Source organism: Agrobacterium sp. El2ro-1b, assembly GCF_048298475.1.
GTDB classification, from domain to species: domain Bacteria; phylum Pseudomonadota; class Alphaproteobacteria; order Rhizobiales; family Rhizobiaceae; genus Agrobacterium; species Agrobacterium fabrum.
Map to the genome: position 1 here is coordinate 1746465 of NZ_CP103458.1, position 25743 is coordinate 1772207.

At 59.7% G+C, this 25743-nt stretch carries 27 protein-coding genes; 14 read left to right on the forward strand and 13 right to left on the reverse strand.

Annotated elements, in window-relative coordinates:
* Positions 1-192 precede the first annotated feature (192 nt).
* From NYR50_RS08770 to NYR50_RS08780, 3 genes are all read left to right on the forward strand, one after another.
* A complete protein-coding gene (locus tag NYR50_RS08770) occupies positions 193-603 on the forward strand; it encodes a carboxymuconolactone decarboxylase family protein (RefSeq protein WP_010972025.1) in 411 nt (136 codons plus the stop codon).
* 102 nt (positions 604-705) lie between these two features.
* A complete protein-coding gene (locus NYR50_RS08775; RefSeq protein ID WP_418135663.1) occupies positions 706-3180 on the forward strand; it encodes an ATP-dependent helicase in 2475 nt (824 codons plus the stop codon).
* Positions 3181-3284: 104 nt separating this feature from the next.
* Positions 3285-4097, forward strand: coding sequence for a glycosyltransferase family 25 protein (locus tag NYR50_RS08780; RefSeq protein ID WP_418135664.1), 813 nt, complete (start codon positions 3285-3287; stop codon positions 4095-4097).
* A gap of 196 nt (positions 4098-4293) precedes the next feature.
* On the opposite strand, the gene betI is transcribed toward NYR50_RS08780, so the two are convergent.
* Positions 4294-4887: a choline-responsive transcriptional repressor BetI gene (gene betI, locus NYR50_RS08785; RefSeq protein WP_418135665.1), complete on the reverse strand. Its 594-nt coding sequence runs from the start codon at positions 4885-4887 to the stop codon at positions 4294-4296.
* A 98-nt stretch (positions 4888-4985) separates the two neighbouring features.
* Between betI and choX the strand changes: the two genes are divergently transcribed.
* The 4 genes from choX to NYR50_RS08805 all read left to right on the forward strand — a co-directional run bounded on the left by choX (position 4986) and on the right by NYR50_RS08805 (position 7781).
* The gene (choX, locus tag NYR50_RS08790) at positions 4986-5924 is read left to right on the forward strand and encodes a choline ABC transporter substrate-binding protein (RefSeq protein WP_418135666.1); all 939 of its coding nucleotides are present in this window, start codon (positions 4986-4988) and stop codon (positions 5922-5924) included.
* Positions 5921-6781 (forward strand): alpha/beta fold hydrolase, encoded by an 861-nt coding sequence (locus NYR50_RS08795; RefSeq protein ID WP_418135667.1) that lies wholly within the window; start codon positions 5921-5923, stop codon positions 6779-6781. Before choX ends, NYR50_RS08795 begins: the two co-directional genes overlap by 4 nt.
* A gap of 95 nt (positions 6782-6876) precedes the next feature.
* Positions 6877-7359 (forward strand): DMT family transporter, encoded by a 483-nt coding sequence (locus NYR50_RS08800; protein ID WP_418135668.1) that lies wholly within the window; start codon positions 6877-6879, stop codon positions 7357-7359.
* Positions 7356-7781 carry a DMT family transporter gene (locus tag NYR50_RS08805; protein ID WP_080807927.1) on the forward strand — a complete coding sequence of 142 codons (426 nt, stop codon included), beginning with the start codon at positions 7356-7358 and terminating at the stop codon, positions 7779-7781. The genes NYR50_RS08800 and NYR50_RS08805 overlap by 4 nt, the downstream gene beginning before the upstream one ends.
* A gap of 24 nt (positions 7782-7805) precedes the next feature.
* On the opposite strand, the gene NYR50_RS08810 is transcribed toward NYR50_RS08805, so the two are convergent.
* Positions 7806-9092: a tlde1 domain-containing protein gene (locus tag NYR50_RS08810; protein WP_418135669.1), complete on the reverse strand. Its 1287-nt coding sequence runs from the start codon at positions 9090-9092 to the stop codon at positions 7806-7808.
* A gap of 456 nt (positions 9093-9548) precedes the next feature.
* Between NYR50_RS08810 and pncA the strand changes: the two genes are divergently transcribed.
* The gene (pncA, locus tag NYR50_RS08815; protein ID WP_418135670.1) at positions 9549-10175 is read left to right on the forward strand and encodes a bifunctional nicotinamidase/pyrazinamidase; all 627 of its coding nucleotides are present in this window, start codon (positions 9549-9551) and stop codon (positions 10173-10175) included.
* A gap of 10 nt (positions 10176-10185) precedes the next feature.
* Here the strand turns inward: pncA and NYR50_RS08820 are convergent, their stop codons facing one another.
* On the reverse strand, positions 10186-10422 hold the full coding sequence (locus NYR50_RS08820; protein WP_006310419.1) for a DUF2164 domain-containing protein: 237 nt from the start codon (positions 10420-10422) through the stop codon (positions 10186-10188).
* Positions 10423-10607: 185 nt separating this feature from the next.
* Between NYR50_RS08820 and NYR50_RS08825 the strand changes: the two genes are divergently transcribed.
* Entirely contained in the window at positions 10608-11330 is a 723-nt protein-coding gene (locus NYR50_RS08825; protein WP_418135671.1) for an AzlC family ABC transporter permease, read from the forward strand.
* Complete coding sequence (locus NYR50_RS08830) at positions 11327-11641, forward strand: AzlD family protein (protein WP_418135672.1); 315 nt, start codon at positions 11327-11329, stop codon at positions 11639-11641. The genes NYR50_RS08825 and NYR50_RS08830 overlap by 4 nt, the downstream gene beginning before the upstream one ends.
* Here the strand turns inward: NYR50_RS08830 and NYR50_RS08835 are convergent.
* Positions 11638-13479, reverse strand: coding sequence for an aminopeptidase P family protein (locus NYR50_RS08835; RefSeq protein ID WP_418135673.1), 1842 nt, complete (start codon positions 13477-13479; stop codon positions 11638-11640). The two genes, NYR50_RS08830 and NYR50_RS08835, sit on opposite strands and share 4 nt — an antisense overlap.
* Positions 13480-13771: 292 nt before the next feature.
* On the opposite strand from NYR50_RS08835, the gene NYR50_RS08840 reads away from it, so the two are divergent.
* Positions 13772-13945 (forward strand): hypothetical protein, encoded by a 174-nt coding sequence (locus tag NYR50_RS08840; RefSeq protein WP_006310423.1) that lies wholly within the window; start codon positions 13772-13774, stop codon positions 13943-13945.
* A gap of 147 nt (positions 13946-14092) precedes the next feature.
* Here NYR50_RS08840 and NYR50_RS08845 read toward each other — a convergent pair whose 3' ends face one another.
* The 3 genes from NYR50_RS08845 to NYR50_RS08855 all read right to left on the reverse strand — a co-directional run bounded on the left by NYR50_RS08845 (position 14093) and on the right by NYR50_RS08855 (position 16088).
* Entirely contained in the window at positions 14093-14971 is an 879-nt protein-coding gene (locus NYR50_RS08845; RefSeq protein WP_418135674.1) for a 50S ribosomal protein L11 methyltransferase, read from the reverse strand.
* Between the two features lie 79 nt (positions 14972-15050).
* On the reverse strand, positions 15051-15659 hold the full coding sequence (gene sco, locus NYR50_RS08850; RefSeq protein ID WP_006310425.1) for a cytochrome oxidase assembly protein Sco: 609 nt from the start codon (positions 15657-15659) through the stop codon (positions 15051-15053).
* 141 nt (positions 15660-15800) lie between these two features.
* On the reverse strand, positions 15801-16088 hold the full coding sequence (locus NYR50_RS08855) for a hypothetical protein (protein WP_418135675.1): 288 nt from the start codon (positions 16086-16088) through the stop codon (positions 15801-15803).
* Between the two features lie 94 nt (positions 16089-16182).
* Here NYR50_RS08855 and NYR50_RS08860 point away from each other — a divergent pair, with 94 nt between their 5' ends.
* Positions 16183-16650 (forward strand): chemotaxis protein CheW, encoded by a 468-nt coding sequence (locus NYR50_RS08860; RefSeq protein WP_004430791.1) that lies wholly within the window; start codon positions 16183-16185, stop codon positions 16648-16650.
* A gap of 208 nt (positions 16651-16858) precedes the next feature.
* Here the strand turns inward: NYR50_RS08860 and NYR50_RS08865 are convergent, their stop codons facing one another.
* The 3 genes from NYR50_RS08865 to gcvA are packed head-to-tail and all read right to left on the reverse strand — an operon-like array spanning position 16859 to position 18951.
* Positions 16859-17350 (reverse strand): CreA family protein, encoded by a 492-nt coding sequence (locus tag NYR50_RS08865; protein WP_418135676.1) that lies wholly within the window; start codon positions 17348-17350, stop codon positions 16859-16861.
* Positions 17351-17396: 46 nt separating this feature from the next.
* Positions 17397-18005, reverse strand: coding sequence for a 3'-5' exonuclease (locus tag NYR50_RS08870; protein WP_418135677.1), 609 nt, complete (start codon positions 18003-18005; stop codon positions 17397-17399).
* 43 nt (positions 18006-18048) lie between these two features.
* Entirely contained in the window at positions 18049-18951 is a 903-nt protein-coding gene (gene gcvA / locus NYR50_RS08875) for a transcriptional regulator GcvA (RefSeq protein WP_418135678.1), read from the reverse strand.
* A 199-nt stretch (positions 18952-19150) separates the two neighbouring features.
* On the opposite strand from gcvA, the gene NYR50_RS08880 reads away from it, so the two are divergent.
* A complete protein-coding gene (locus tag NYR50_RS08880; RefSeq protein ID WP_006310430.1) occupies positions 19151-20080 on the forward strand; it encodes a DMT family transporter in 930 nt (309 codons plus the stop codon).
* 184 nt (positions 20081-20264) lie between these two features.
* Entirely contained in the window at positions 20265-20798 is a 534-nt protein-coding gene (locus NYR50_RS08885) for a GNAT family N-acetyltransferase (RefSeq protein ID WP_418135679.1), read from the forward strand.
* Between the two features lie 4 nt (positions 20799-20802).
* Here the strand turns inward: NYR50_RS08885 and NYR50_RS08890 are convergent, their stop codons facing one another.
* The 3 genes from NYR50_RS08890 to recN form a co-directional block, all read right to left on the reverse strand.
* On the reverse strand, positions 20803-21696 hold the full coding sequence (locus tag NYR50_RS08890) for an aminoglycoside phosphotransferase family protein (RefSeq protein ID WP_418135680.1): 894 nt from the start codon (positions 21694-21696) through the stop codon (positions 20803-20805).
* Positions 21697-21760: 64 nt separating this feature from the next.
* The gene (gene ligA / locus NYR50_RS08895) at positions 21761-23935 is read right to left on the reverse strand and encodes an NAD-dependent DNA ligase LigA (protein ID WP_418135681.1); all 2175 of its coding nucleotides are present in this window, start codon (positions 23933-23935) and stop codon (positions 21761-21763) included.
* Between the two features lie 124 nt (positions 23936-24059).
* Entirely contained in the window at positions 24060-25733 is a 1674-nt protein-coding gene (gene recN, locus NYR50_RS08900) for a DNA repair protein RecN (protein WP_006310434.1), read from the reverse strand.
* Positions 25734-25743 lie beyond the last annotated feature (10 nt).

The window sequence follows — 25743 nt, forward strand, 5'->3', positions numbered from 1 at the left end:
GAGCCCCTGAAGCGCAGGCTTCCGGGCATGAACAGTATTCCCGCTCGTCTGAAACGAGGCAACGCACAAATACGTTTCTTACGTAATTGTAATTTGTGATGAATTCTCGTCGGACGCACGAAGAAGGCCATTTTTATCGCAAATATTCCGAAGCGCGGTAATCTGCCGGCAGGAAACGAGCCGGAGGAAGCCATGAGCACCGTCACGAAAACACAAAATCCCGAAGCCGATCCGCGCGTAAAAGCGGTGTTCGATGACATCCGCGCCACCCGCAAATCGGATTTCATCAACAATATGTGGCTTTACCTCGCCTTCGACCCCGATCTCCTGGAAAAGACCTGGGCGGAGGTGAAGGCGGTGATGGCGACACCCTCGGCGCTCGATCCACTGGTCAAAGAGATGCTCTATATTGCGGTGTCGGTGACCAATGGCTGCTCTTATTGCGCTCATTCCCACACGGCGGCGGCAAAAGCCAAGGGCATGACGAATGAACAGCATGCCGATCTGATGCGGGTGATCGCGCTCGCCGCCAAGACCAATCAGCTCGCAGTGGCGCTGCAAGTACCGGTGGATACCGCTTTTGATGCCGACAGGCAGGCGTGAACCCAAAAAAATGCCTTGGAATAGGCGTTTTGACTGACGTTACCGGAATAAAAGCAGAACACGGTTCTGGCCTTTATATCCCGAATCACTACATTGGGCCGCATGAGCAACAGTTTCGACGATATGCCGTTCTTCGATGAAGAACCCGTGGCACCGCGCAGGGCAACCAACTCTGCCCCTTCGGAAAACGGCGGCGGGCTTGGCATTGCCGCCCGCGCCATGGCGGCGCGCGACCAGGCGCGGCCGGCACACGATTATCTTTCCGGCCTCAACCCGGAACAGCGCGAGGCCGTGGAAACGCTTGACGGACCGGTTCTCGTTCTTGCCGGCGCCGGCACCGGCAAGACCCGCGTTCTGACGACCCGCATCGCCCATATTCTCGCCACCGGCCGCGCCTATCCGAGCCAGATCCTTGCCGTGACCTTCACCAACAAGGCGGCCCGCGAGATGAAGGAACGTATCGGCGTCCTCGTCGGCGGCGCTGTCGAGGGCATGCCGTGGCTCGGCACATTCCACTCCATCGGCGTCAAGCTTCTGCGCCGCCATGCCGAGCTCATCGGCCTGAAGTCGGATTTTACCATTCTCGATACGGATGATGTGGTGCGGCTGATCAAGCAGCTCATTCAGGCCGAAGGGTTGGACGACAAGCGCTGGCCGGCAAAACAGTTTGCCGGCATGATCGACGGCTGGAAGAACAAGGGGCTGACACCACCGGACATTCCCGAGGGCGACAGCCGCGCTTTCGCCAACGGCAAGGGCCGCGAACTTTACGCCGCCTATCAGGCCCGGCTGAAAACGCTGAACGCCTGCGATTTCGGCGATCTCTTGCTGCACCCGATCAGCATCTTCCGCCGCCACACGGATATTCTGAAAGAGTATCACCAGAAGTTCCGTTATATTCTGGTGGACGAATATCAGGACACCAACACGGCGCAATATATGTGGCTGCGGCTGCTTGCCCAGCGCGCCAAGGACGAGCCGCAGAATGTCTGCTGCGTCGGTGACGACGACCAGTCGATCTATGGCTGGCGCGGCGCGGAAGTGGACAATATCCTGCGCTTCGACAAGGATTTCCCCGGCGCCAAGGTCATCAAGCTAGAGCGCAACTACCGTTCCACCGAGCATATTCTCGGCGCAGCCGGCCATCTGATCGCCCACAACGAGGGCCGTCTCGGCAAGACGTTGTTTACCGAACGCAGCAGTCCGGACGACGAGAAGGTAGTGGTGCACGCCGCCTGGGATTCGGAAGAAGAGGCCCGCGCGGTCGGAGAGGAAATCGAGCAACTCCAGCGCAAGGACCACAAGCTGAACGACATGGCCATCCTCGTTCGCGCTTCCTTCCAGATGCGCGAATTCGAAGACCGCTTCGTGACGCTTGGCCTCAATTACCGCGTCATAGGCGGCCCACGCTTTTATGAGCGCCTCGAAATCCGCGATGCCATGGCCTATTTCCGGCTGGTCTGCCAACCGGCCGACGATCTCGCCTTCGAGCGGATCGTCAATACGCCGAAGCGCGGCCTTGGCGATACCACGATCCGTAACCTGCATGACTATGCCCGCGCCCGCGACATTCCGATGCTCGCGGCAGCCGCCGACATCATCGAGACCGATGAGCTGAAGCCCAAGGCCCGCAAGGCGTTGTTCGACGTGGTGCAGGATTTCCGCCGCTGGCAGGGCCTGTTGGAAAACACCGAACACACCACGCTCGCCGAGCAAATTCTCGACGAAAGCGGCTATACCGCCATGTGGCAGGCCGACAAGACGGCCGAAGCGCCCGGACGGCTTGAGAACCTCAAGGAACTCATCCGCTCGATGGAATCCTTCGAAAGCATGCGCGGATTTCTGGAACACGTCGCGCTCGTCATGGATGCCGAACAGAATGCCGAGCTTGATGCGGTGTCCATCATGACGCTGCATTCCGCCAAAGGTCTGGAATTCGACACCGTCTTCCTGCCCGGCTGGGAAGAAGGCCTGTTTCCGCATCAGCGGGCGCTGGACGAAGGCGGTCGCTCCGGTCTGGAGGAAGAACGTCGTCTGGCTTATGTCGGCATCACCCGCGCCAAGAAGCTTTGCCATATCTGGTTCGTCTCCAACCGGCGCATTCATGGGCTGTGGCAATCCACCCTGCCCTCGCGTTTCCTCGATGAACTGCCGCCCGCCCATGTGGATGTTGCGGCTTCCGACAGCAATTATGGCGGTTATGGCGGGCGCGGCGGTTACGGCCAGTCCCGTTTCGACAAGGCCGATCCCTTCACCAACAACTACTCCACCCCCGGCTGGAAACGCGCCCAGCAGAACCGCAGCGATGCTACCCGCGACAATTGGGGCACACGCTCCGGCCATGCGGTGGAACGCATCGGTTACGGCGAAAGCGGCCCGCGCACCCGCACCATCGACGGCGAACTGGTGGCGAAATCCGTGGCCGACAAGCCCTCGAAGTTCTTTGTCGGCGACCGTGTTTTCCATCTCAAATTCGGCAATGGCAATATTTCCGCTATCGAAGGCAACAAATTGACGATCAACTTCGACCGTGCCGGTGAAAAGCGCGTGCTGGATGGATTTGTGGAAAAGGTTTGATCCGACAACGATGAGTGCCTGAAGACCGCTTTTCCCATAGCCGATGTCACGCCATTGCAATAAAGGAGTTGCAAAGGCGAACTGAAAACCGGGACGGGACTGCTTTGCACATATTGCCGAAAAGCCAGCGCAAGCTGGCCATTTTCCTGATCAACATGGACAGCGCCACAAAGCGTCTGACCGACATGAACGCCCGCCTCGATGCGATGGGGCTGAAGGCGGAGCGCGTTGCCGGCGTCAATGGCCGGGAGCTGCAATATCCGATCCCGGAATTCAGCGAAATTTCCTATATGCTCATGCATGGCCGCCGCACCTCGCCGCCGGAAATCGGCTGTTACCTCAGCCATGTCACCTGCGCCAATAAATTCATGACAGGTGATGCCGATATCGCACTCATCCTTGAGGACGACGTGGTCTTCGAGGATGATTTTCTTGATGCCATCGATGAAGCGGTTCTAAACGGCAGCGACTGGGATATCCTGCGGCTGACGACGGTCAGCAACGGCCGCAAATTTGCATTCCGCCCCCTGTCCAATGGCAGATCGCTCGCAGTGGCGCTCACCCGTGAAAAAGGATCGGGCGCCTATCTCGTCAACCGCCGCGCCGGAAAATGGATATCGAAACTCATTCCCATGCGGCTCGCCTACGACATCGCCTTTGATCTGGAATATCTCTCCGGCCTGAAGGCGGCTTTCATCTATCCGCTCTGCGCCACACAGGACGCGGATGGTGAAAGCCAGATCCAGAACAATCTGCGTATCTACCGCCTGCCGCGCTGGCGGTACTTCACCGTTCTGCCCTATCGTGCCTATCTGGAAACCAGCCGGTTTCTGCTGCGCGGCCTGCGCTTCCTGGTGGCAAAGGCGAAAGTGGCTGTGGAACGCGGCAAGCCCAAAGCTGTTCAGGCCGGCAGATGAACGTCCGGCTCACACCTCGCCGGGCGTGAAGCCGACGAGATAGACGGCCGCGATCACGGCGGCGAGAATGAAAATCGAAATGACGAAAATCGTCATCCTGTTCAATGGTTTGCGGGTCGTTTTCTTCATGATGGAATAATGCGGCAGGACGAACCTGGTTCCATGGTTCACCGCTGTCGTCACCGGCCCAAATACATCAGGTGGCAGCATCCGGATTTGGCAATCGGTGTGACAGGTAGTCGCGCATTTGCGCCATCGCCTCTTCCCTCGACAGACCTCCCGATTGCAGCCCCGACCGCAGCCATAGCCCGTCGATCAATGTGGTAATGCCCAGTGCAATGGGTTCACAGTCCGCCTTCGGCACAAGATGCCGCAATGCAGAGAGCAGATTAGAGCGCATGCGCGCATGGATCACCTTCTGGATCCGCGCAAGCTGCGGCTCACGCGGAACCTCCGCGCATAGCGAAAGCCAGGCATGACAGATGGATGGCTGGAAGAAGCTCTCATCGAAATTACCCTCGATGATTGCGTCCAATCTCTCCCTGGGGCTGGCGGCACGATTGAGGCGCGCCACGACAACCTCCGCCAGCTTGACGTTGGCTTCACGCATCGCGTGCTCGAACAGTTCCTGCTTGCTCGCAAAATAATGCAGCACGATGCCTTTGGAGGCGCCCGCCTGCGCGGCCACTCTTTCGAGCGTTGCCCCGGCCATACCCTCTCTCTGCAACACTTCGAATGCCGCACGTCTCAGCTCAGCCCGACGAATATCGCTTATTTTAGTGAGTCGCATTTCAGTCTCCTTGCAGAGACACATTGACAAACTTTCCCGAAAGATCAATTATTGTCCCATGGGTCAATTTAGTAACCAGTAAGATAAAAGGCTGCCTGATGGGAAAATGGGTGGGAGTTGTTTCAGCAGCAGCATTTGTCATGGTGGGAGGAAGCGCCGCCTTCGCTGCCGATGCGGAAGCGTGCAAGATCGTCAGAATGGCAGAACCGGGCTGGAACGACCTCGCATTCACAACCGGCATCGCGACGACGCTTCTGAAAGCGCTGCACTATGAACCGCAGAGCCAGCTGCTCGGGATCGACGTCATCTACACCAGCCTGAAGAGCAAGGACCTGGACGTCTTCATGGGCTACTGGGACCCGGCGATGGTGAACTACTACAAGCCCTATAAGGAGGATGGCTCGGTCGAAAAGGTCCGGACCAACCTCGTGGGCGCCAAATACACCTTCGCCGTACCGACCTACGTCTGGGAGGCCGGCGTGAAGGACTTTTCCGACCTTCAGAAATTCGCCGACAAGTTCGACAGAAAACTCTATGGCATCGAACCCGGCTCGAACCAGCTGATGCTGGACGCTGTCAACGATCCGGCGCTTGGGCTGAAGGACTGGGAAGTCGTCGAATCCAGCGAACAGGGCATGCTTTCCCAGGTCGCGCGCTTTAACCGCAACAAGACGTTCATCGTCTTCCAGGGATGGGCGCCGCATCCCATGAACGCCAAATTCGACATCAAATATCTGACGGGCGGCGATAAATTTTATGGACCCGATTTCGGCGCGGCCACCGTCGATACCCAAGTCCGTCGAGGCTACCTGCAGGAATGCCCGAACGTCGCAAAACTGCTCCAGAACCTTGAATTCGATGTGGAATTCGAAAATAAGGGCATGGATCTCATCATGAATGGCGGCCTGTCACCGGAAGATGCGGCGGCACAGGCGATCAAGGCCGAGCCAAGCCGGCTTGGAACATGGTTGAAGGACGTCTCCGCACTGGATGGCCAGAATGGTCTTGCGGCGGTCAAGGCGGCGCTCGGCCTATGACAACTCCGTCTTTGGACAATTGGGAAAAGCGCAAACGTTTTGTCGAATTGCCACGCAAGCGCCAAATGGCCTTTATGGACACTGGCGGTCCGGGGCCGGTGCTGCTGATGCTCCACGGTTTTTCCGACACCAGCCGCAGCTTTTCCGTTATCGAACCTTATCTCAAGGAATATCGGCTGATTGCTCCTGACCTGCCCGGTCATGGCGCATCCTCCGTAGGACACGGTTTTCATGTCACAGACTTCGCTGAAACGATTGACCGCTTCCTGACGCTTATGGGCGTCTCGCGGTTCTTTGTGCTTGGCCATTCCATGGGTGCCATGACGGCAATCGAACTGGCGGCCCGGCGGTCCTCTTCCGTTCGAGGGCTTGCGCTCATCTCAGGGACGCTGGAGCCCGATTTCGGCACCGAAAGCAAACTTGCCAGGGATATTCTGGCGCTACGCGATCCGATCAAACCGGCGGGCGGTTTCCTGCATGACTGGTATTCCTGCAGTCGACCGGTCGACGAGGAATTCCTGTTCCGAATGAAACGCGACGCGGCAAATATGGCGGCCACGACCTGGCATGGCGTTCTGAAAGCTTTTGCGGAAACTGATCTGCATTACAGCGCGTCGAAAATAAATGCGCCCGTGCTTTGCCTCGCCGGTTCTGAAGACCCTCTGTTCGATGATTCCCATCGCCAGCAACTCTTCGAGGCTTTCCCCCTGGCGCAAACCGTAACCTTGCCGGGCCATGGCCACAATCCGCACTGGGAAAATCCGCAAGGCGTTTCCACCTTGGTCACCGAATTCTTCGCCGAAGTGATGACGGATGCAAGCCCTGTCCGCGTCGAGACAGCCGCCGACAAGCGCTGACGTCCCCGCATGATTTCGGCAAACGCGGAGAATTCGATTTCGATTCCGGCGCCGATGCGATAACGCTTCGCAGCGTAAACGAAATCCGGCCCGCCATGACAGAAACGACGCATCTCCGCCTGAACCCGCTGCATCTCGCCGCCGCCTTTGCGAGCGGCTGCCTTTTGACATTGATGGTACATTTCAACGGTCAGCTTGCCCATTATGGCAATGCGCTGTTTTCCTCCTGGACGGCGCATGGAACCGGCACGGTGGCGGCGTTGATCTATCTCGCCATCATGCGCCCAAAAAAAGACACCGCGGCACCGGCAAAACCGAAGGCCCCGCTCTGGGCCTATTGCGGCGGGGTCGTGGGTGCCGCCATCGTCATCCTCACCTCCACGGCCGTCAATTCGCCTCTGGCGCTTTCCGGCACCATTGCGCTCGGTCTTGGCGGACAGGTGATCTTCAGTCTTCTGGCCGATCTTTTCGGCCTCTTCGGCCTGCCAAAACGGCGGCCGGACGTGCAGGACATGGCAGCGGTGGCCCTCATTCTCTGCGGCAGCGCATTGATCATTCTTGTCGGGAGAGCGGCATGATCGTCTGGATCGCCATGGCCTTTGCCGGCGGCGTCTTCGTGGCGCTGAGCCGGCAGATCAACGGCCGCCTCAGCCTGTCCAACTCACCGCTGATCGCCTCCTTCTGGAACCACATCGTCGGTTTCGCGGTGCTGACCGTCATCGGCCTCATCGTCGGCGGCCTCATTCCGCCGGGCGCTGCCGACGCGCCCTGGCTTGCCTTTATCGGCGGCCCGATCGGCGTCGTTTTCATCGCTTCGGGAAGCTGGCTCATTCCCCGCATCGGCGCGGTCAACACCGCCCTTCTCGTCATCAGCGGCCAGATGGTATCGGGCGTCGTGCTCGATCTTTTCAGCGATCACCCGCCAAAAATCTGGGCAAGCGCGCTTGGCATCCTGCTCATCCTTGCCGGCATGGTGCTGACACAGCGCCGCCGCCGCTAGGCATTCCGTTAAAATCAAAGGCGATCAGGAATCGCTACCGCGCGAGAACATGCCGAGCAGCGTCTTGCCGCCGCTTTTGCCGCCACTGCTCGCAAGCGTCGGTCGGTTGCCATTCAGCTTCGGCACCACCACCATGCGCTTGATTTCGCCGCGCTTGAAGGCCGCGAGGAAGCGCGGATAGTCGCGGAACACGACACAGCCATTCGATTCGCCGCGTTTCGCCAGCATGTAGGTATGGGCGAGAAGGCCGTCGCGGCCATGCGGGTTGACGCCGCTTTCCGGTGTCAGGCGAATGGCTTCGACGCCATGGAAGCGAGCCTCGCGCATCGTCAAGCGGTAGCTGGAAGGTGGCGTCGAGCCGCGCATCCGCACATGCACGTAGTCAGGATTGTCGCGCATCTTGCCGATGCCGGAATGCGCTTCCAGCTTTTCGCCATTCGGCATATGCACCACGCCGGAGGAAATATCGTAGATCGCCGTGCCATTGCCGCGATCCGGCCACGGAACAGCATCCATCTTGCTCGGCTCACGCATGGGATTGTCAGGCTTCGCAAAGGCGAGCATGGCGCCGGTGCTCTGCTTCGGTGACGCGGGCGCGCGCAGGGGAACCGGCGCATCGAAAGCGGGCGCGGAGGCAACAGCGGGAACATGGTCCTCGGCCTTGGACGGCGTGGCAGGACGCGGAGACGGCTCGACTGCCTGGGCGCTCGCGGCTTCAGGCCTGAAACTCGGCAGCGGCACGTCGTCGGGAAGCAGGCTGCTTGCCTCTTCTTCGATCTGCGGACGCGCCAGCGCCACTTCAAATGCCGGATGCTGCGAAACAGCGCTCTGATAGGCAACCTCGGAGGTGCGACCCAGCGCCGAATCGACGATTGCCGAGGGTTTCAGCGCCGCAAGTTCCTTCACCGTCGCCTGCCCTTTGGCATTGGCGGCCGCACCGAAGCGCTCGCGAAATTCCTTTGCGCCGATTTCGGGCATGATGCCGGCAAGGCGGACGGCCTTCTGCTGGCCGTGGCTGTGATCGCTCAGGCGGGAAAACTTGCGGACGTGAATATCCCGCGCGGCCGCGTGACCGATCGCCGTCTCGGCGGAATCGAGCCGTGCCACCAATGTCTTCTCAAATTGCCCGACGCCATGCGACGCCGCCGCCATGCTGTGCAGCGAGGCAAAGGCGGCAAATGCGAAAAGACCGGCGAAAGCGCCGCCGCCGAGAATCGCGGACATGCGTCCGAGCGAAGAGGATTTGCCTCTCTTGGCGGAAGACGAACCGGCAAAGCCGGCACCATTATAGGCCGCAGCAGAAAACGCCATGATACTCGTTACTCGAACCGTTCACGCACACCCGGACGACGCCGGAGGGATTTTGGGACATCCGAAGGGCGGGCGGACACCACGCCGGTTTCGGAACTGACTGGCTCGAAGCATGACGAATTATGGTAACCAAAGTGTTTACGAGTCCCTGCAAAAATATTTCGTTAAGGTCTGCGCATTGTAAGGCGAAGGCAAAACAATGACTTGCGCGGGTACTGCGTGCATCGGCACTGCATCGTCCCGGGAAATGCCCCTCAAAGGAGCGTCATCGGCCTAAAAAATTCCGTCGCCGCATTGTCAGGTAAATTCTGACTTTGCCGGAAATTTGCTGCAAATGCGGCAGGACTTTGACAAGCTCAAGCCCCTGCCGGAAACACCCGGGCCTGCCGGATAGGACGAAAGGGGCTTGATCAGCCAAAGCCGGCTTGGCATCCTGCGAAAAAAGGGAGGCACATCATGAAGGCGCTGCTGCTCATCGATATCCAGAACGGGTTTTGCCCGGGTGGCAATCTGGCCGTTGCCGATGGAGACGCGGTCGTACCCATTGCCAATGCCCTGATCGACAATGGCGGCTATGATCTCATCGTCGCCTCGCAGGACTGGCACCCGGAAAATCACGGCAGCTTCGCATCCCAGCATCCCGGCAAGAAGCCCTTCGACATGGGCGAACTTTCCGGCAAGCCGCAAATGATGTGGCCGGACCATTGCGTGCAGGGTACGCCGGATGCGGAGTTTCACCCCGACCTGAAGATGGAAGCCTTCGATTACATCCAGCAGAAGGGCGAAAACCCCGCCATCGACAGCTATTCCGCCTTTCGCGACAATGACCAGGTGGCCACGACAGGACTGTCCGACTATCTGGCGCGCCAGGGCGTGACGCAACTCGACGTCTGCGGCCTTGCCACCGATTATTGCGTCAGTTTTTCAGTGCAGGACGCCCTCGACATGCTGCCCGGCGTCAAGGTGCGCTTCATCGAGGACGCCAGCCGCGGCATCGACTCGCAGGGCATTAAAGCCGCGGTTGTCGCCATGCGGGAAAAAGGCGCGGTCATTCTCAAGAGCCGCGACATATTGCGGGACTAGCGCCGCGCCCTTAGCGCAGCTTCGGCTTCTCCAGCACATCGATATCAGCAGCCGCATCGTCAAGACGCCTCAGGATCGCTGCGTGGGCATCCCTAAGTCCCTGATTGTAAAAAACATACCCCATTTCGTCGGCCAGAAAATCCACGAAGATTTCCGCCTGCAGAAGGCCGATTTCGGTTTCCGTCTCACGGGTGAGATAGTCCCGGATGCGTGTGGCCAGAGCCGCCTTTTCCTGCTTTTCCAGCATCGATTCTCCACCATCTGACCACATAAGCGCACGCGCGAAGAAAATGGCGACGCAGCCCTCCACGGCACGGGCCGCGTGAGCCGCTACCGTAACGGAAGCTTCAAGTTAATCAATCGATCCATTCATGCAATTCGTTTGCCAGCCGGGCGGGACGGCGATAGAGCGGCGGCAAGGAGTTTCCAGACATGTTCAATGCAGATTTTCGCGAGGGATTGAAGAGCGGTTTCCCGATCGCCCTCTCCGCCGCCCCCTTCGGTGCGCTGTTCGGCGCGGTCGCAGTCGATAATGGCCTGAGTATCACCGAAGCCACGATCATGAGCGGCACCGTCTATGCCGGTGCCAGCCAGCTCGTCGGTATCGAGCTGTTCGGCCAGAAGGTAGCGCCCTGGCTGATCGTTCTTTCCGTCTTCGCGGTCAATTTCCGCCACATCCTCTATTCGGCCGCCATTGCCCGGATGATCTCGAACTGGTCGCTTCTGCAAAAGGCTGCGGGCTTCTTCGTGCTGGTTGATCCGCAATTCGCCGAATCAGTCCGGAAATATGAGAACACCGGGACGGTCGGTTTTTCCTGGTACATGGGCTTTGCCGCACCGGTTTATGTGCTGTGGCTCGCCATGACCATTCTCGGCGCCTCGCTCGGCAATCTCGTCGGCGATCCGAAAGCCATTGGCCTCGATGTGCTTTTGCCGATCTATTTCATGGGCATGGTCTTAAGCTTCCGCCAACGGGAGAATTTCTATCCTGTCATGCTGGCAAGCGCTGCCGGCGCGACGGTCGCCTATCATTTCGTCGGTTCGCCCTGGCATGTCAGCCTCGGCGCGGTTGCCGGAATTGTCGTCGCGGTCCTCTATCCGCCGAAACCGAATGCTGAAGCGGCCAATCCCGAAAGCAAGGCGGAAACACCATGAGCGACATGCTGCACGCCGATACGCTGATCCTGATCGCACTCGCCGCCGTCGCCACCTATCTCACCCGCATCGGCGGTTATGTGTTGATGACGCGGATGAAATCTATTCCGCCGCGCATGGAGGCCGGGCTTAACGCCGTGCCGGTTGCGGTTCTGACCACGCTCGTCGCACCCGCCTTTTTCGAAGGCGGATACGAGGTGAAGATCGGCATGGTGGCAGCCCTTCTGGTCTGCCTGCGTTTTCCCGGCCTGACGATGCTCGCCATCGGCTGGGCCATCGTCATCGCCATCAGGCACTTCTCACTGTTTTAACCGGCCCGCTCCAACGGCTTCGTCGCGGCAACGAGCCACGCCTTCACCTCTTCATCGGTGATGAGCGGAGAGAGCTTCTCGAGAACGTCGGCGTGGTAGGCGTTCAGCCAGTCGAGTTCCTCGTCAGTCAGCAGGGACACGACGACCAGCCGGCGGTCGATCGGGCACCAGGTCAGCGTCTCGAAGGAGAACATCGGCTGGTCACCGCCGGCGACCTCTTCCGCCTCGCGCACATAGATCAGGTTCTCAATGCGGATGCCGAAAGCACCGGGTCGGTAATAACCCGGCTCGTTCGACAGGATCATGCCGGGCAGCAGCTCCTGCGTCGAAAGCCTTGCAATGCGCTGCGGCCCCTCATGCACGGAGAGATAGGAGCCGACGCCGTGGCCCGTGCCATGGGCATAATCTGCCCCCGCCTTCCATAGCGCGATACGCGCCAGCGGATCGAGGTCGCAGCCACGCGTTCCCTTAGGGAACCGTGCCGCACTGATGGCAATCACGCCCTTCAGCACCAGCGTGAAGAAACGCCTCTGCTCTTCCGGCACCGCACCTATCGCAACTGTACGGGTAATGTCGGTAGTGCCGTTGACATATTGTGCGCCGGAATCGACGAGGAACATCTCACCATCCGCAAGAGTGCGGTCCGTGTCCGTCGTGACGCGGTAATGGATGATGGCGGCATGGTCGCCAGCGCCGGAAATCGTGTCGAACGAAACATCCTTCAGCGGGTTCTGCATCGCCTGCCCCACCTTGGCGCGCGCTGCCTCCAGCGCCTTGACCGCAGCGATTTCGGTGACGCTGCCCGGCTGCTGGCGATCCAGCCAGCAGAGATATTCGACCATCGCCGCACCATCCTGCACATGCGCGGCAGCAGAGCCGGCAAGCTCCGCCTTGTTCTTGCGCGCCCGCGGCAGGCGGACAGGATCGGCTTCTTCAATCAGAGAGCCACCCGCCGCCGTGATCGCGCCGGTCAGCGCGACAGGCGTCAGATCGGCATCGACCATCACCCGGCCCTTGGCGCTGGCAATGGCGTGCAGACGGTCGGCAATCTTGGAGGGTGGCAGCTGCGTCGCCAGCTGCGCCAGATAGGCCTCGGTCTCGATTCCGGTCTTGCGCTTGTCGAGAAAAATATCCGCCTTGCCGTCGGCATAAATGATCCCGCGGGCGAGCGGATGCGGCGTGTGCGGCACGTCATTGCCGCGAATGTTGAAAATCCAGGCGATGGATGACGGGTCGGTAACCAGCAGGGCATCCGCGCCCTTGGCCGAGACCGTTTCCGCGAGCGAGGCGATCTTTTCCTTCGCCAGTATCCCGGTAAAGGCTTCCGGCTGGATGACAACGGGTTCCAGCGGCTCGGCGGGACGGTCCTGCCAGAGGGCATCGAGCGGGTTCTTTTCCAGAAGCACGACCGAGCCGCCCTTACCATCAAGCGCCTTTTCCAGCCGCTTCAACTCGGCGCCGGTATGCAGCCATGGATCGATGCCGAGCCGGAAACCCTGTGCCGCATGTTCGGACAGCCAGACGGAAGGCGGCGCGCCGACCAGATCACCGCCGGTAAACACCGACTGATCGACCTGAGACTTGAGCTGCGTCGTATATCGGCCATCGACAAACACCACCGCTTGCGCGCGCGTCACCAGAGCAATGCCGGCCGAACCGGTAAAGCCGGTCAGCCATGACAGGCGCTCGGCGCACTCAGGCACATATTCCCCCTGATATTCATCTGCGCGCGGCACGAGAAATCCGTCGATACCGAGGGCATCGAAACCGGCGCGCAGCGCCTCGACACGGGCCTTGCCAAATTGCGGTGCGGATTTGTTGTCGAAGGTCTGGAACATGTGTGTCTTTCAGAAACTGTCATAAGAAAAGCCGCCAACCGCGCGATAGGATCAGCAACCGGACAGGACCATGCCATGCCGATCAATCCGGTTTCAAGCCATATATGACAGAGCGGATTGCGGCGATAAATTGTGCATTTTTTGCGGAATAAGTCGTACTCAAGGCGGATTGATATGCGTCTTACGCATGCCTACCGTGAGCTTTCCCACCTAACCAAACAAAAACACATCGCTTATATCAAGGTCAACACAGCGAGAGAGACACTCTCCTGGCAAACAAGGATTTGAAGCAATGGCAAAATCTTTCCTCCGTACCGCCTTCGATCGCGTCATTGAAGCACGCGAGCGTCAGGTCAGCCGCCATGTCAACGCCGCCCTTCTGAACCTCGACGACAAGTCGCTCGAAGCGCTCGGCATGAACCGCGCCGATCTGCGCCACAAGGCAAAGTCCAGCTACGTATTCTGATGACATCTGGCGCGGCGATCCTCCCTCCACCGCGTCTGATCAGGAATACGTCGACCCGCTTGAGCAAGCTCCTCCCATGCTCGCGGGTTTCCAGGCGGCGCGAAAGCGCCGCCTTTTCTTTTGTCCGAAATAGCTGTTGCGAGAACTTCAGTCCTTGCGCAGATGCAGCGTCACCCAGCCATTGCGCCAGATAGTGCGAACATGGGAAAGCCTGGCGCCATTATAGGCGGAAAGCACCTTCCAGCGCTGCGATGCGAGAATGCCCGACAGGATGACGGTGCCGCCGGGCGCCAGATGCGTGACGAGCTGCGGCGCCATCTTGATGAGCGGCCGCGCCAGAATATTGGCGATGATGAGATCGAACGGACCATGCTTGCGGAAGGCATCCGAGTGGAAACCCGGTGCGGTTTCCAGCGCCATCCCGGAAACAATGCCGTTCAGCCGCACATTCTCCTTGGCCACCTTGACGGCAACGGGATCGATGTCCGTTGCCAGCACGGGAATGGGACGCATCTTGCGCACCGCAATCGCCAGCACACCGCTGCCGGTGCCGAGATCGAGCGCATTGCGCACGGTGCGCGCCCGCAAAACATCCTCGATCATTTCAAGGCAGCCGGCCGTCGTGCCGTGATGGCCGGTGCCGAAGGCCTGCCCCGCCTCGATCTCGATCGCCAGATCGTGCGGCTGCACCTTGTCGCGATCATGCGCGCCATGAACGATGAACCGCCCTGCCCGCACCGGCTTCAGCCCCTCGAGCGATTTGGCGATCCAGTCGACATCGGGAACGATTTCCTTCTCAATGACGAGACCGGGAAAGGCGGGGGCAAGCAAAGCGCTGACGCGCTCGCGGAACTCCTCTTCCTGCTCGGCCATCAGATAGACGGAGGCTTCCCAGATGTCGCGCTTCTCATCCACCTCGGTCGTGGCGATCGCGACATCCTCCTCGCCGAAATAGTCCGACATGAGATCGAGGATTTCACCGGCCTTGATTTCGGTCGTGGTGACATAGAGGCGGATTTCGCTCACGGCGGCTGCTTTCTCTGGCTAGGGCTACTCAGTCTGCCTTTGCCACAAAACCTTCATCAGTCCAATAAGCCCGGCGTAATTATGCCTTCGCGCCTTTAAGAAGATTCTGGAGTTTCTGCTCGGCGACGTCAGGGTTTTCGCCATAAGCGATCGTTCCCGCAAAGCGGCCGTTGGCATCAAGCAGGATCACGGACGCCGTATGATCCATGGTGTAATCACCATTCGGATCCTTTTCATCCACCGGCACCTTCTTGGCATAGATGCGATAGCCTTTCAGCGTTTCGGCAATCTTGTCGGCCGGGCCGGTGATGCCGGTGATCCGCTTCGAAACGTTGGAGACATATTGCTGCATGATCTCAGGCGTATCGCGCTCAGGATCGACGGACACGAAATAGGCCTGCAGCTTGTCGCCGGCCGGGTCAACCTTTTCCATCCAGCCGTTCAGCTCGAACAGCGTTGTCGGGCAGACTTCCGGGCAATGGGTAAAGCCGAAGAACAGCGCCGTCGGTTTGCCCTGAAACGCCTTTTCGGTGATCGGCTGGCCATTTTGCGCGGTCAGCGCGAAAGGCACGCCATAGGCCGTTTCCACCATTTCCTCACGGGTCTTCGTCATCTCGATCGTCAACCAGCTGACGACACCGGCAAGAACGACCACCACGGCCCACAATACGATGCGAATATTTCTCATTGTCCAATCCTACCCCGAAAGCCGGCGGCATATCGCAGGCCCTGCCCGACTGATAGCGAACGGCAGCGGTGACCGCAAATCAACTGGCCGTATTTGGGCTGACCGCGCTGATTTGTCACAAAGCCGCAATTGGCATTGGGATCACAGGCACCAGGCAATACCGCTCTGCACGGTAGAAAGGAAAATATCCGTGCTGTGCCGCACCCAGCCATCGAAGGCAAGAAGCACGATGGCAAGCGAGGCCACAGCCGCAAGGCTTGCCAGAATAAACTTCAGCGGATGAGAAGTGAGCGCGTTCATGTGCTTATGATAACCCGTTTCGACCAGCGCGAAAACCGCCAAAATACTGGGTTTTGGCCGCACGGGAGAGGCAATTGTTAGGGAAAGTTTAAAATCTTGCTGCGCATGATGCCGGCAGCGGTTTTTCAATCCTCGACATGATGTCTCCCGGTCCATCCGGCCACCGCATAAAGCTCAATCCTGCGTGGGCCTGTTAGAGAGCCATCAGAGGAAACCTGCCGTCATGTCCAACGCCATCAAGCAATCCGGCGCATATCTCGAAATCGTTTCCTTCCATCTGAGCGATCAGGAATTCTGCATCGACATCATGGCGATCCGGGAAATTCGCGGCTGGGCGCCGGTTACCCCGATGCCGCACACGCCGCCTTATGTTCTCGGCCTAATCAATCTGCGCGGCGCCGTCATTCCCGTCATCGACATGGCCGGCCGCCTCGGCATGAAGATGACCGAGCCTTCCGAACGCTCCGCCATCATCGTCACCGATATCGGCGGCAAGCTGGTCGGACTTCTGGTGGAACAGGTCTCCGACATGATGACCATCCGCTCCGAAGACCTGCAGCCTGCACCGGATATCATTCCGGAAGAACAGCGCAGCTTCTGCCGTGGCATCGTCGCGCTGGAAAAGAGCATGGTCTGTTTCCTCAACCTCGACACCGTCATTGCGGACGAGTTGGCGCGCGAAGCGGCCTGATCGGGTCACCGAGTTTTCGAATATAACGGGCAGGTTCTGCGGCTCGCACTGAGGGAAACGACAAAGTCGTAAACCTCTCCTCCGTCATGCTCGGGCCTGCTCCGAGCATCTGCAACCTAACGATTTACGATACGTGATTGGATCCTCGGGACGAGCCCGAGGATGACGTCGCGGGTGGATTATGCGCAGCAGAGCCGGTGGTAAAATATCACGGCTTGCCCTTTTCCCACGTTACCTGCTGGTTATAAAGCGGCACCGTCGATATCGCCATCTTGGCCGAACCGTCCTTCAGTTCGCGCGCGTGCACGAGGTAGATCAGCGTATCATTCGCCTTGTCATAGACGCGGCTGACGACGAGCTTTTTCCAGATCAGCGACATGCCCTGCCGGAACACCTCTTCCCCGCCCTTGGAGAGATCGATGTCGCCGATCTCCACCGGCCCCGTCTGGCTGCATGAAATGGCGTTATTGGAAGGGTCTTCGAACCAGTTGCCGTTCTTCAGCCGGTCGATCACGCCGCGGTCGAAATAGGTAACGTGGCAGGTCACACCCTTGATCTTCGGATCGGCGATCGCCTCGATGACGATGTCATTGCCCATCCAGTCGACGCCAACCTTGCCAACGACCTCGGAATGCGCCGCTGTTACCGGCAGCAATGCCAGAAGGCCCGCAAACAAACCCGACAGAGTTTTCTTCCTCATCGCATCTTCTCCGTTACGCTGCATAAGACATAGGTGGGCGAAGCCGTTACGCAACCCGGGAGACGGCGCGTTTCTTCATGCTGCACGGCTGGTAACCCGCCGAAGTGAGACGACCGGCGACCATACCGATCTTTTCCGGCAGATCGCGAATATGGGCAACACCCAGAGCCCGCGCCGCCGCAATCGACGCGGCCGCGCAGACAACCGCATCCTCCGCAGCATTATGATGCACAAAACGCAGCTGCAGATGGTGGGCAATGACATTCAGCTTGTGCGACACCAGATGTGGCCACACATGCCGGGCAATCTTGACGCTGCAGAGGTAGGAAAGATCGGGATAGGACTGCCGGTACTTGTCGAACGACGCCCGCATTACGCTAAAATCGAAGGCGGCATTATGGGCAATCATGGTCGCGCCGTGGAAGTCGTCGATGAACTCCTCCATCACTTCAGGAAATTCCGGCGCATCCTCGACATCAGGAGGGCGAATTCCGTGCACAGCAATGTTGAAGGGCGAAAAGCGCATATCCTTCGGCCGGATGAGACGTTCCTCGACACGAACGATCGCGCCCTCTTCTATCCACGCAAGCCCGACGGAGCAGGCGCTGCCCCGCTCCTCATTGGCGGTCTCGAAATCGATGGCGATGGTTTTCAAGAGTGATTCCCGTTGTTCCCTTCCGGCATAAACCGGATTGGCATCAAAGAGAACCGGCCTCAGTGGAACCCGCTTCCGAAAGCATCCAGTCAATGAGCGTCACGAGATCGGGATTATCAAGCATGCGCCGGGGATAAACCAGGAAATAGGCAAGCGTGCTGGCCATGTCCGTGCCGAAGGGCGCTATCAACGCGCCCTCCACAAGTTCGCGGGAAACAAGCGAACGCCGCGTCAGCGCAATGCCGTGCCCGGCCTTGGCCGCATCCAGCGCGCCATTGCTGTCGATGAAGACCGTGCCGCCGGAAGCGTCCACCTCGGATGCGCCAGCCGCCTCCAGCCAGCGCCGCCACTCGTTGCGGTTTTCGTCATGCAGCAGCGGCACGGATTTCAGGTCTCCCGCCTCCCGAAGCGGCCCGTATTTTTCCAGCAGTTGCGGTGCGCAGACCGGCAGGGTGCTGTCATCGATGAAGCGGATGCTCTCCAGCCCTTCATAACGCCCGAAACCATGCCGCACCGCCAGATCGACATCATCCCGCGAAAAATCCACCAGCCGGTTCGTCACGCTGATGCGGACATCCACATGCGGGTGTTGCTGCTGGAAGGAAGGCAATCGCGGCATCAGCCACTGTACGGCGAAGGTCGGGGTACAGCTCAGCGTCAGAACCGTGATCTCGGAGCGCGCCGTCAACTCCGCCGTGGCCTCGCGCATCATCCGGAAGGCGGTGCGGAGAGCGCCATAATAGCGCTCCCCCTCCCGCGTCAGCTGGATGCTGCGCGGTTTGCGAAAGAACAGCTGCACACCAAGACGCGCCTCCAGCTCCCGGATCTGCAAGCTGACCGCACCGGGGGTGACGTTCAACTCGTTGGAAGCAAGCGTGACGCTGCGATAACGCGCCGCGGCCTCGAAGGCCTGCAGCCCCTTCAGAGATGGAAGTTCCGTCGCCATGGTTTAGCTCAACTCAATTATCCAACGAGAAACAATCGTTTGAAAACATCTTAAAACAGGGAGTAAATAGACGCAACAGGACATGAAAGCTGCGGAACGCCAGCAATATGAGCTTCAGATAAACTCAACCGATATCGGGTGGATGGTAGCACCCCCGATCTGCGACCATGTCAATATTCATACCCCGAGGGAGACGAAGATGGCGATACAGAAACAGATGGATGCCCGTGAATGGGCGATGCTGATAGCACTTTCGCTGCTATGGGGCGGATCATTCTTTTTCATCGGCGTCGCGGTGAAGGAATTGCCGCCCGTCACCATCGTCACCTTGCGCGTCAGCCTTGCGGCCATGGCGCTGCTGGTCGTCTGTCGCATCATGGGCCTTCGTCTGCCGCGTGAATGGGCGGTGTGGCGCGCCTTTTTCGGCATGGGCCTGCTCAACAACATCATTCCCTTCTGCCTGATCGTCTGGGGCCAGACCCAGATCGCCAGCGGTCTCGCCTCGATCCTCAACGCCACGACGCCGCTCTTCACTGTCATCGTTGCCCACTTTCTGACCGCCGACGAAAAGATGACCGGCAACAAGCTCGCCGGCGTGCTAATCGGTTTTGTCGGCGTGGCGACCATGATCGGACCGGCAGCCTTTGGCGGATCATCCGGCCTGTGGGGCCAGATCGCCATTCTCGGCGCGGCCATCTCCTATTCCTTCGCGGGCATCTTCGGCCGTCGCTTTAAGGCCATGGGCGTGCCGCCGCTGATGACCGCCACCGGGCAGATATCCTCGTCGACATTGATGCTTATCCCCGCCGCACTCCTCATCGACAAACCCTGGACACTCGCCATGCCAGGCCTTGGCACCTGGGGGGCGCTGATCGGCATCGCCCTGCTATCGACAGCGCTTGCCTATCTCATCTTCTTCCGCATTCTTGCCAGCGCCGGCGCCACCAACCTCGCCCTTGTCACCTTCCTCATACCGGTCAGCGCCATTTTACTCGGCTCGCTCATTCTCGGCGAGCAGCTGGAAATCAAGCACTTCGCGGGCATGGCGATGATCGCCGCCGGACTGGCCGCCATCGATGGAAGGTTACCGGCAAAACTTCGAAGCCTGCTGCGCAACGCGCCCGCTTGACAGGGACACGGGGCAAAAGCATTCTGCGCGCATGATCGCAACGAAACACAACATCACCCGTCGCCATACCATGACCGGCCATTCGGCAGGGGAAGGTATGTCGTCGCGTTAAGCGATCCACTTCCACCCTGCCAGCCAGAGCAGGGTTCGGACACCTGCTCCACACACGCCCAAGGAGACAGGCATGCACACTGTAAAAATTGCCGACAATGAAGACAGACAGTTCCAGTTAAGCGACGTTGTCCTGCGTGCTGCACGTCTGGACGATGCCGAAGCCTTGATCGAACTGTTCAATCTGCCGGGGGTTCGTTACGGCACGCTTCGGCAACCGTTTCAATCGGTGGAAAAGACCAGGAAGGCAATGGAAAACCGCGGTCCGAACGATATTGCGATTATCGGCGAATGGCACGGAAAGATCGTTGCCAATGGCGGGTTGTATCGCCGGGCGGGACGGCAGGCCCACATCGCCGATCTGGTGATCAGTGTTCATGACGATTTCGCGGGAAAAGGTGTGGGATCGCATCTTCTTGGGGTTTTGATCGACACGGCTGACAATTGGCACGATATCCGCCGCATCGAGCTCAACGTCTTCACCGACAATCTCCCGGCCATCCGGCTTTACGAGAAATTCGGTTTCGAACGCGAAGGCACCCTGCGCAACGATGCCTATCGTGATGGAAAATACGTCGATGCCCATGTGATGGCACGGCTTCGATAGGCGGTCAGTTTTCCAGGTGATCCGCAAATATCTCCCGAATGATCCGCCGCGACCATTCGGCCATTTTTTCGTTCCGCCCGCGCTCGGCATCCAGCACGATAAGCGCCTTCCACAGTGCCCAGCCGCGCCCGCGCTGCCATGTGGCCTCATCCAGATCCAGCGCCCGGCGAAAAACAGCCCGGCTGTGCGCATCAAGCACATTCCACGCGAGAATGAGATCGGACGACGGATCACCGACGCCGGAACTGCCGAAATCGATGACCGCCGACAGCCGCCCGTCCTGCACCAGCAGATTGCCCTCGGCAATATCGCCATGCACCCACACGCCCTGGCCCTGCCAATGGCTGGAAAGGGCAAGCTGCCATATCTCCATGGCCAGCGCATGATCCACTTCATCGGCAAGGCGCGCCGCCGAGGCCCGCGCCTCCCCGTCATAGACTGCGAGCGAGCCGCCACGATGGAAATTATGCGCGCCGGCAGGTGGGCCCGCCGAAGCATCTATGCCGTGCAGGGCCTTTAAAAACGCAGCAACATCGATGGCAATGGCCGAAAGCTCGATACTGTCCAGATACCGGGCGAGAGGTTCGCCCTTGAGCCAGCGGTAGACGGACCAGCAGAATGGATATTGCTCGCCCGGCTGTCCAAGCGCCAACGGTGCCGGAATTGGGAAAGGCAGGAGAGGTCCAAGCTCCGGCAGCCACCGATGTTCCTTCTCCACCTGCGCCACATAACGCTCGGCACTCGGCATGCGGACAAGCATATCTTCGCCAAGGCGAAAGCTGCGATTGTCCCAGCCGCTCAGGTCCACCGGCTGAACATCCAGCGCCGCCCATTGCGGAAACTGGCCGGCAATCAGCGCGCGGACCTGCTGAGTGGTGACGACAATGCGGTCATCCATGATGCGTTCCCCGTTTCAGGCGCAAACCTCTAGCGGTGCAAGGCAACACAGCGATGACGCCGTATCAGCCGCCGATCAACGCCAGCCACTCATCCTCGTCCATGGTCTGCACACCCAGCTCTGCCGCCTTGGCAAGCTTGGAGCCCGCCCCCGTCCCTGCGACCAGAATATCCGTCTTTTTCGAAACGGAACCGGCAACCTTCGCGCCGAGGCTTTCGGCACGCGCCTTCGCCTCGTCACGGGTGAATTTTTCCAGCGAGCCCGTGAAGACGACGGTCTTGCCTGCCACCGGGCTGCCCTCAGTTGAAGGCTTCTCGGCCTCCTTCGGCTGAAGCTCCCGTATCAGCCGGTCGATAACATCGAGATTGCGCGGCTCCTTGTAAAACTCGATGATGGCACGGGCCACCACCTCGCCGATGCCGTCAATACTGTTGAGTTCCGCCCAGGCATCGCTCGCCGGATCGGCCGCCGCCTTCATCGCCTCCTCGAAATGCTCATAAGTGCCATAGGAACGCGCCAGAAGCTTCGCCGTGGTCTCGCCGACGTGACGGATGCCGAGCGCGAAAATCAGCCGGTGTAGATCAATCGCACGGCGGGCATCGATCGCATCGAACAGCTTCTTCACGCTAACCTTGCCGAAGCCGTCGATATTCTCGAGCTTGGTCAGATGGGATGCTTCCTGCCGCGCCTTCAGCGTAAAAATGTCAGGCGCGGTCTTGATCGAAAGTGCCGGATCGTCGCTTTCGAAGAAGAAATCGATCTGCTTGGTGCCCAGCCCTTCAATGTCGAAGGCATTACGCGAGACGAAATGTTTCAGATGCTCCACCGCCTGTGCCCGGCAGACAAAACCGCCGGTGCAGCGCGTGACCGAATCGAGCTTGCCGGTCTTTTCGTTGCGTTCCCGCACCGCATGGCTGCCGCAGACCGGACATTTCTCCGGAAAGACATATTTCGCCGCCCCAGCCGCGCGCTTCTCCAGAAGCACATCCAGCACCTGCGGAATGACATCGCCGGCGCGCTGCACGATGACAGTGTCGCCGATGCGAATGTCATGATCCTCCGGGCGGATACGCTCGCCGCTATTGCCGATGCCTTCGATATAATCGGCATTGTGCAACGTCGCATTGGTGACGACCACGCCGCCAACGGTGATCGGCGTGAGGCGCGCCACCGGCGTCAAAGCGCCGGTGCGTCCCACCTGAATTTCGATATTCTCGACGGTGGTAAAGGCCTGCTCGGCCGGAAACTTGTGTGCAGTGGCCCAGCGCGGGCTGCGGGAGCGGAAACCCAGACGTTCCTGAAGATCGAGCCGGTCGACCTTATAGACGACGCCGTCAATATCGTAATCGAGATCGGGCCGTGCGACACCGATTTCATTATAATGCTCAAGCAATTGCTGGGCGGAGGTGAATCGCTTCATCAGCGGATTGACCGGGAACCCCCACTCCCGGAACTTCTCGACGATGCCATATTGCGTATCGGCAATCCGCGCCGGCTGGCCGCCATTGGAGACTTCACCCAGCGCGTAGGCAAAGAACCGCAGCTTGCGTTTCGCCGTCACATTCGCATCGAGCTGGCGCAGAGAACCGGATGCCGTGTTGCGCGGGTTCACATAGGTCTGCTTGCCATCGGACTCCATCTGGGCGTTCAGCGCCAGGAAGTCGCTCTTGGCCATATAGACTTCGCCGCGCACCTCAACCACGTCGGGCGCGTCCGAAGGCAGTTCATTCGGAATTTCCTTGATGGTCCTGATATTGGCGGTGACGTTCTCGCCCGTCGTGCCATCGCCGCGCGTCGCCGCCGTCTTCAGCCTGCGGTTCTCGTAGCGGATCGACATGGAAAGCCCGTCGATCTTCGGCTCGGCGGTAAAGGCGATGGAATCATCCGGCAGATGCCCGAGGAAACGATAGACCGAACTGACGAAATCCCGCAGATCCTCTTCCGAAAACGTATTGTCGAGTGACAGCATCGGACGGGCATGCACGATCGGCGCGAAGGTCGGCAGCGGTGTGAAGCCGACTTTTTTCGACGGGCTGTCAGCCCGCACCAATGCCGGGAAGGCCGCTTCGATGGCATCGTTGCGCCGCTTCAGCGCATCATAGTCGGCATCGGAAATCTCCGGCGCGTCCTTGCCGTGGTAAAGCGCATCGTGACGGGCAAGCTCGGCTGCCAGAAACGCCAGCTCAGAAGAGGCTTCAAGCTCGGTCAGGTTTTCGACGGGAATCTGGTCTTTCGACATAGCGGCCTCGTTTCAGAATTACCGAACGCTTTTAGCCGAAATGAAACAGCAATAAAATCAGTTTTGCCGCCAGACTCACAAGACCCACAACACCGAAGGCGCTCTTGCAGCGCTGGGCGAACGATCAGTCCTTTGCCGCGAGCAGACGGGCCGCCGCAGCCCTCGCCTCGTCGGTCACCGACGCGCCGGCAAGCATGCGAGCGATCTCTTCGGTACGGTGGTTCGGTTCCATGGTCGCGACGCGCGTAGCGATGCGCTCGCTGCCATCGCCCGATGGGCCTTTGGAAATGAGAAGGTGGGTGGCCGCCCTCGCGGCCACCTGCGGCGCATGGGTGACGGACAGAACCTGCACGGTTTTCGACAGGCGGCGCAACCGTTGGCCGATGGCATCCGCCACCGCGCCGCCGACGCCCGTATCGATTTCATCGAACACGAGCGTCGGTGCCGAACCGCGATCCGCCAGCGCCACTTTCAGGGCCAGCAGGAAGCGGGACAATTCGCCGCCCGATGCCACTTTCATGATCGGCCCCGGCCGTGTGCCCGGATTGGTCTGGACGTGGAATTCCACCGTATCGATACCGTCGGCCGTCGCCTGCTCGGGATCGGAAGTTACCTCGACGGTAAACCGCGCCCGCTCCAGCTTCAGCGCCGGAAGTTCGGCCATGACAGCCCCGGATAACGCCTCCGCCGCATTGCGGCGCTTTTCGGAAAGTGAGCGGGCGGCCCGGTCGAAATCAGCCTTCACGACGCCGAGATTGGCCTCGAGCTTGCCAAGCTTTTCTTCGCCAGCATCGAGATCGGCGAGATCCGTCACCATTTTTTCGGCAAGCGCCGGCAGGTCAGGCACAGCAACATTATATTTGCGGCCGGCAGCGCGCAGGGCGAACAATCGTTCCTCCACCCGCTCCAGCTCACGCGGATCGAATTCGGTGCGGCGCAGCGCCGCCTCCACTTCCATCTGCGCATTGGAAAGGCTGTCCAGCGCAGCATCCAGCAACTGTACGGTATCTTCCAGCAGGCCGGGCGCTTCGTGGCTCTTGCGCTCCAGTCGGCGCATCATCGAGGCGATGACAGGCACGGGCGAAGCATTGCCGTTCAGGAATTCGCTGGCTTCGGCGATATCGCCGGCAATGCGTTCGGATTTCTGCATCACCGCCCGGCGCTCGGCCAGTTCGTCCTCTTCGCCGTCGCGCGGCGAAAGTGTTTCCAGCTCCTCGACGGAAGACCGCAGATAATCCGCCTCGCGCGCCGCCGCCTCCACCTTGGCCCGGTGCGTCTTCAGAGCACGGTCGGCATCCTTCCAGGTACGGTAGAGGCCCTGAACGCTGCGCGCCTCATCACTAAGTCCCGCAAAGGCATCGAGCAGCGTGCGGTGGGCGTCGGTATCGACCAGCGCGCGGTCGTCATGCTGGCCATGAATTTCGACCAGCATCTGCCCAAGCTGGCGCATCATCTGCACGCTCACGGCCTGATCGTTGACATAGGCCTTGGTGCGCCCGTCAGCCGATTGCACGCGGCGGAAAATCAGGTCGCCATCGTCATCAAGACCGTTTTCGCGCAGGAGAAGCCGGGTGGGATGATCGTTCGGGACTTCGAAAGCGGCGGTCACCTGCCCCTTGTCTTCGCCATGGCGCACAAGGCCGCCATCACCACGACCGCCAAGCGCAAGCGAAAGACTGTCAAGCAGGATGGATTTGCCGGCACCCGTCTCGCCCGTCAACACGGAAAGGCCCGCCTCAAAACTGAGGTCGAGCCTTTCAATCAGAACGATGTCGCGTATGGAGAGCTGGACCAGCATGGCCTATGCC

What these genes read in the sequence shown, in the direction of transcription:
- NYR50_RS08770 (WP_010972025.1), top strand. Translation starts at nt 193, where the DNA reads ATGAGCACCGTCACGAAAACACAAAATCCCGAAGCCGATCCGCGCGTA.
- NYR50_RS08775 (WP_418135663.1), top strand. Translation starts at nt 706, where the DNA reads ATGAGCAACAGTTTCGACGATATGCCGTTCTTCGATGAAGAACCCGTG.
- betI (WP_418135665.1), bottom strand. Translation starts at nt 4,887, where the DNA reads ATGCGACTCACTAAAATAAGCGATATTCGTCGGGCTGAGCTGAGACGT.
- choX (WP_418135666.1), top strand. Translation starts at nt 4,986, where the DNA reads ATGGGAAAATGGGTGGGAGTTGTTTCAGCAGCAGCATTTGTCATGGTG.
- NYR50_RS08795 (WP_418135667.1), top strand. Translation starts at nt 5,921, where the DNA reads ATGACAACTCCGTCTTTGGACAATTGGGAAAAGCGCAAACGTTTTGTC.
- NYR50_RS08800 (WP_418135668.1), top strand. Translation starts at nt 6,877, where the DNA reads ATGACAGAAACGACGCATCTCCGCCTGAACCCGCTGCATCTCGCCGCC.
- NYR50_RS08805 (WP_080807927.1), top strand. Translation starts at nt 7,356, where the DNA reads ATGATCGTCTGGATCGCCATGGCCTTTGCCGGCGGCGTCTTCGTGGCG.
- NYR50_RS08810 (WP_418135669.1), bottom strand. Translation starts at nt 9,092, where the DNA reads ATGGCGTTTTCTGCTGCGGCCTATAATGGTGCCGGCTTTGCCGGTTCG.
- pncA (WP_418135670.1), top strand. Translation starts at nt 9,549, where the DNA reads ATGAAGGCGCTGCTGCTCATCGATATCCAGAACGGGTTTTGCCCGGGT.
- NYR50_RS08820 (WP_006310419.1), bottom strand. Translation starts at nt 10,422, where the DNA reads ATGCTGGAAAAGCAGGAAAAGGCGGCTCTGGCCACACGCATCCGGGAC.
- NYR50_RS08825 (WP_418135671.1), top strand. Translation starts at nt 10,608, where the DNA reads ATGTTCAATGCAGATTTTCGCGAGGGATTGAAGAGCGGTTTCCCGATC.
- NYR50_RS08830 (WP_418135672.1), top strand. Translation starts at nt 11,327, where the DNA reads ATGAGCGACATGCTGCACGCCGATACGCTGATCCTGATCGCACTCGCC.
- NYR50_RS08835 (WP_418135673.1), bottom strand. Translation starts at nt 13,479, where the DNA reads ATGTTCCAGACCTTCGACAACAAATCCGCACCGCAATTTGGCAAGGCC.
- NYR50_RS08840 (WP_006310423.1), top strand. Translation starts at nt 13,772, where the DNA reads ATGGCAAAATCTTTCCTCCGTACCGCCTTCGATCGCGTCATTGAAGCA.
- sco (WP_006310425.1), bottom strand. Translation starts at nt 15,659, where the DNA reads ATGAGAAATATTCGCATCGTATTGTGGGCCGTGGTGGTCGTTCTTGCC.
- NYR50_RS08860 (WP_004430791.1), top strand. Translation starts at nt 16,183, where the DNA reads ATGTCCAACGCCATCAAGCAATCCGGCGCATATCTCGAAATCGTTTCC.
- NYR50_RS08865 (WP_418135676.1), bottom strand. Translation starts at nt 17,350, where the DNA reads ATGAGGAAGAAAACTCTGTCGGGTTTGTTTGCGGGCCTTCTGGCATTG.
- gcvA (WP_418135678.1), bottom strand. Translation starts at nt 18,951, where the DNA reads ATGGCGACGGAACTTCCATCTCTGAAGGGGCTGCAGGCCTTCGAGGCC.
- NYR50_RS08880 (WP_006310430.1), top strand. Translation starts at nt 19,151, where the DNA reads ATGGCGATACAGAAACAGATGGATGCCCGTGAATGGGCGATGCTGATA.
- NYR50_RS08885 (WP_418135679.1), top strand. Translation starts at nt 20,265, where the DNA reads ATGCACACTGTAAAAATTGCCGACAATGAAGACAGACAGTTCCAGTTA.
- NYR50_RS08890 (WP_418135680.1), bottom strand. Translation starts at nt 21,696, where the DNA reads ATGGATGACCGCATTGTCGTCACCACTCAGCAGGTCCGCGCGCTGATT.
- ligA (WP_418135681.1), bottom strand. Translation starts at nt 23,935, where the DNA reads ATGTCGAAAGACCAGATTCCCGTCGAAAACCTGACCGAGCTTGAAGCC.
- recN (WP_006310434.1), bottom strand. Translation starts at nt 25,733, where the DNA reads ATGCTGGTCCAGCTCTCCATACGCGACATCGTTCTGATTGAAAGGCTC.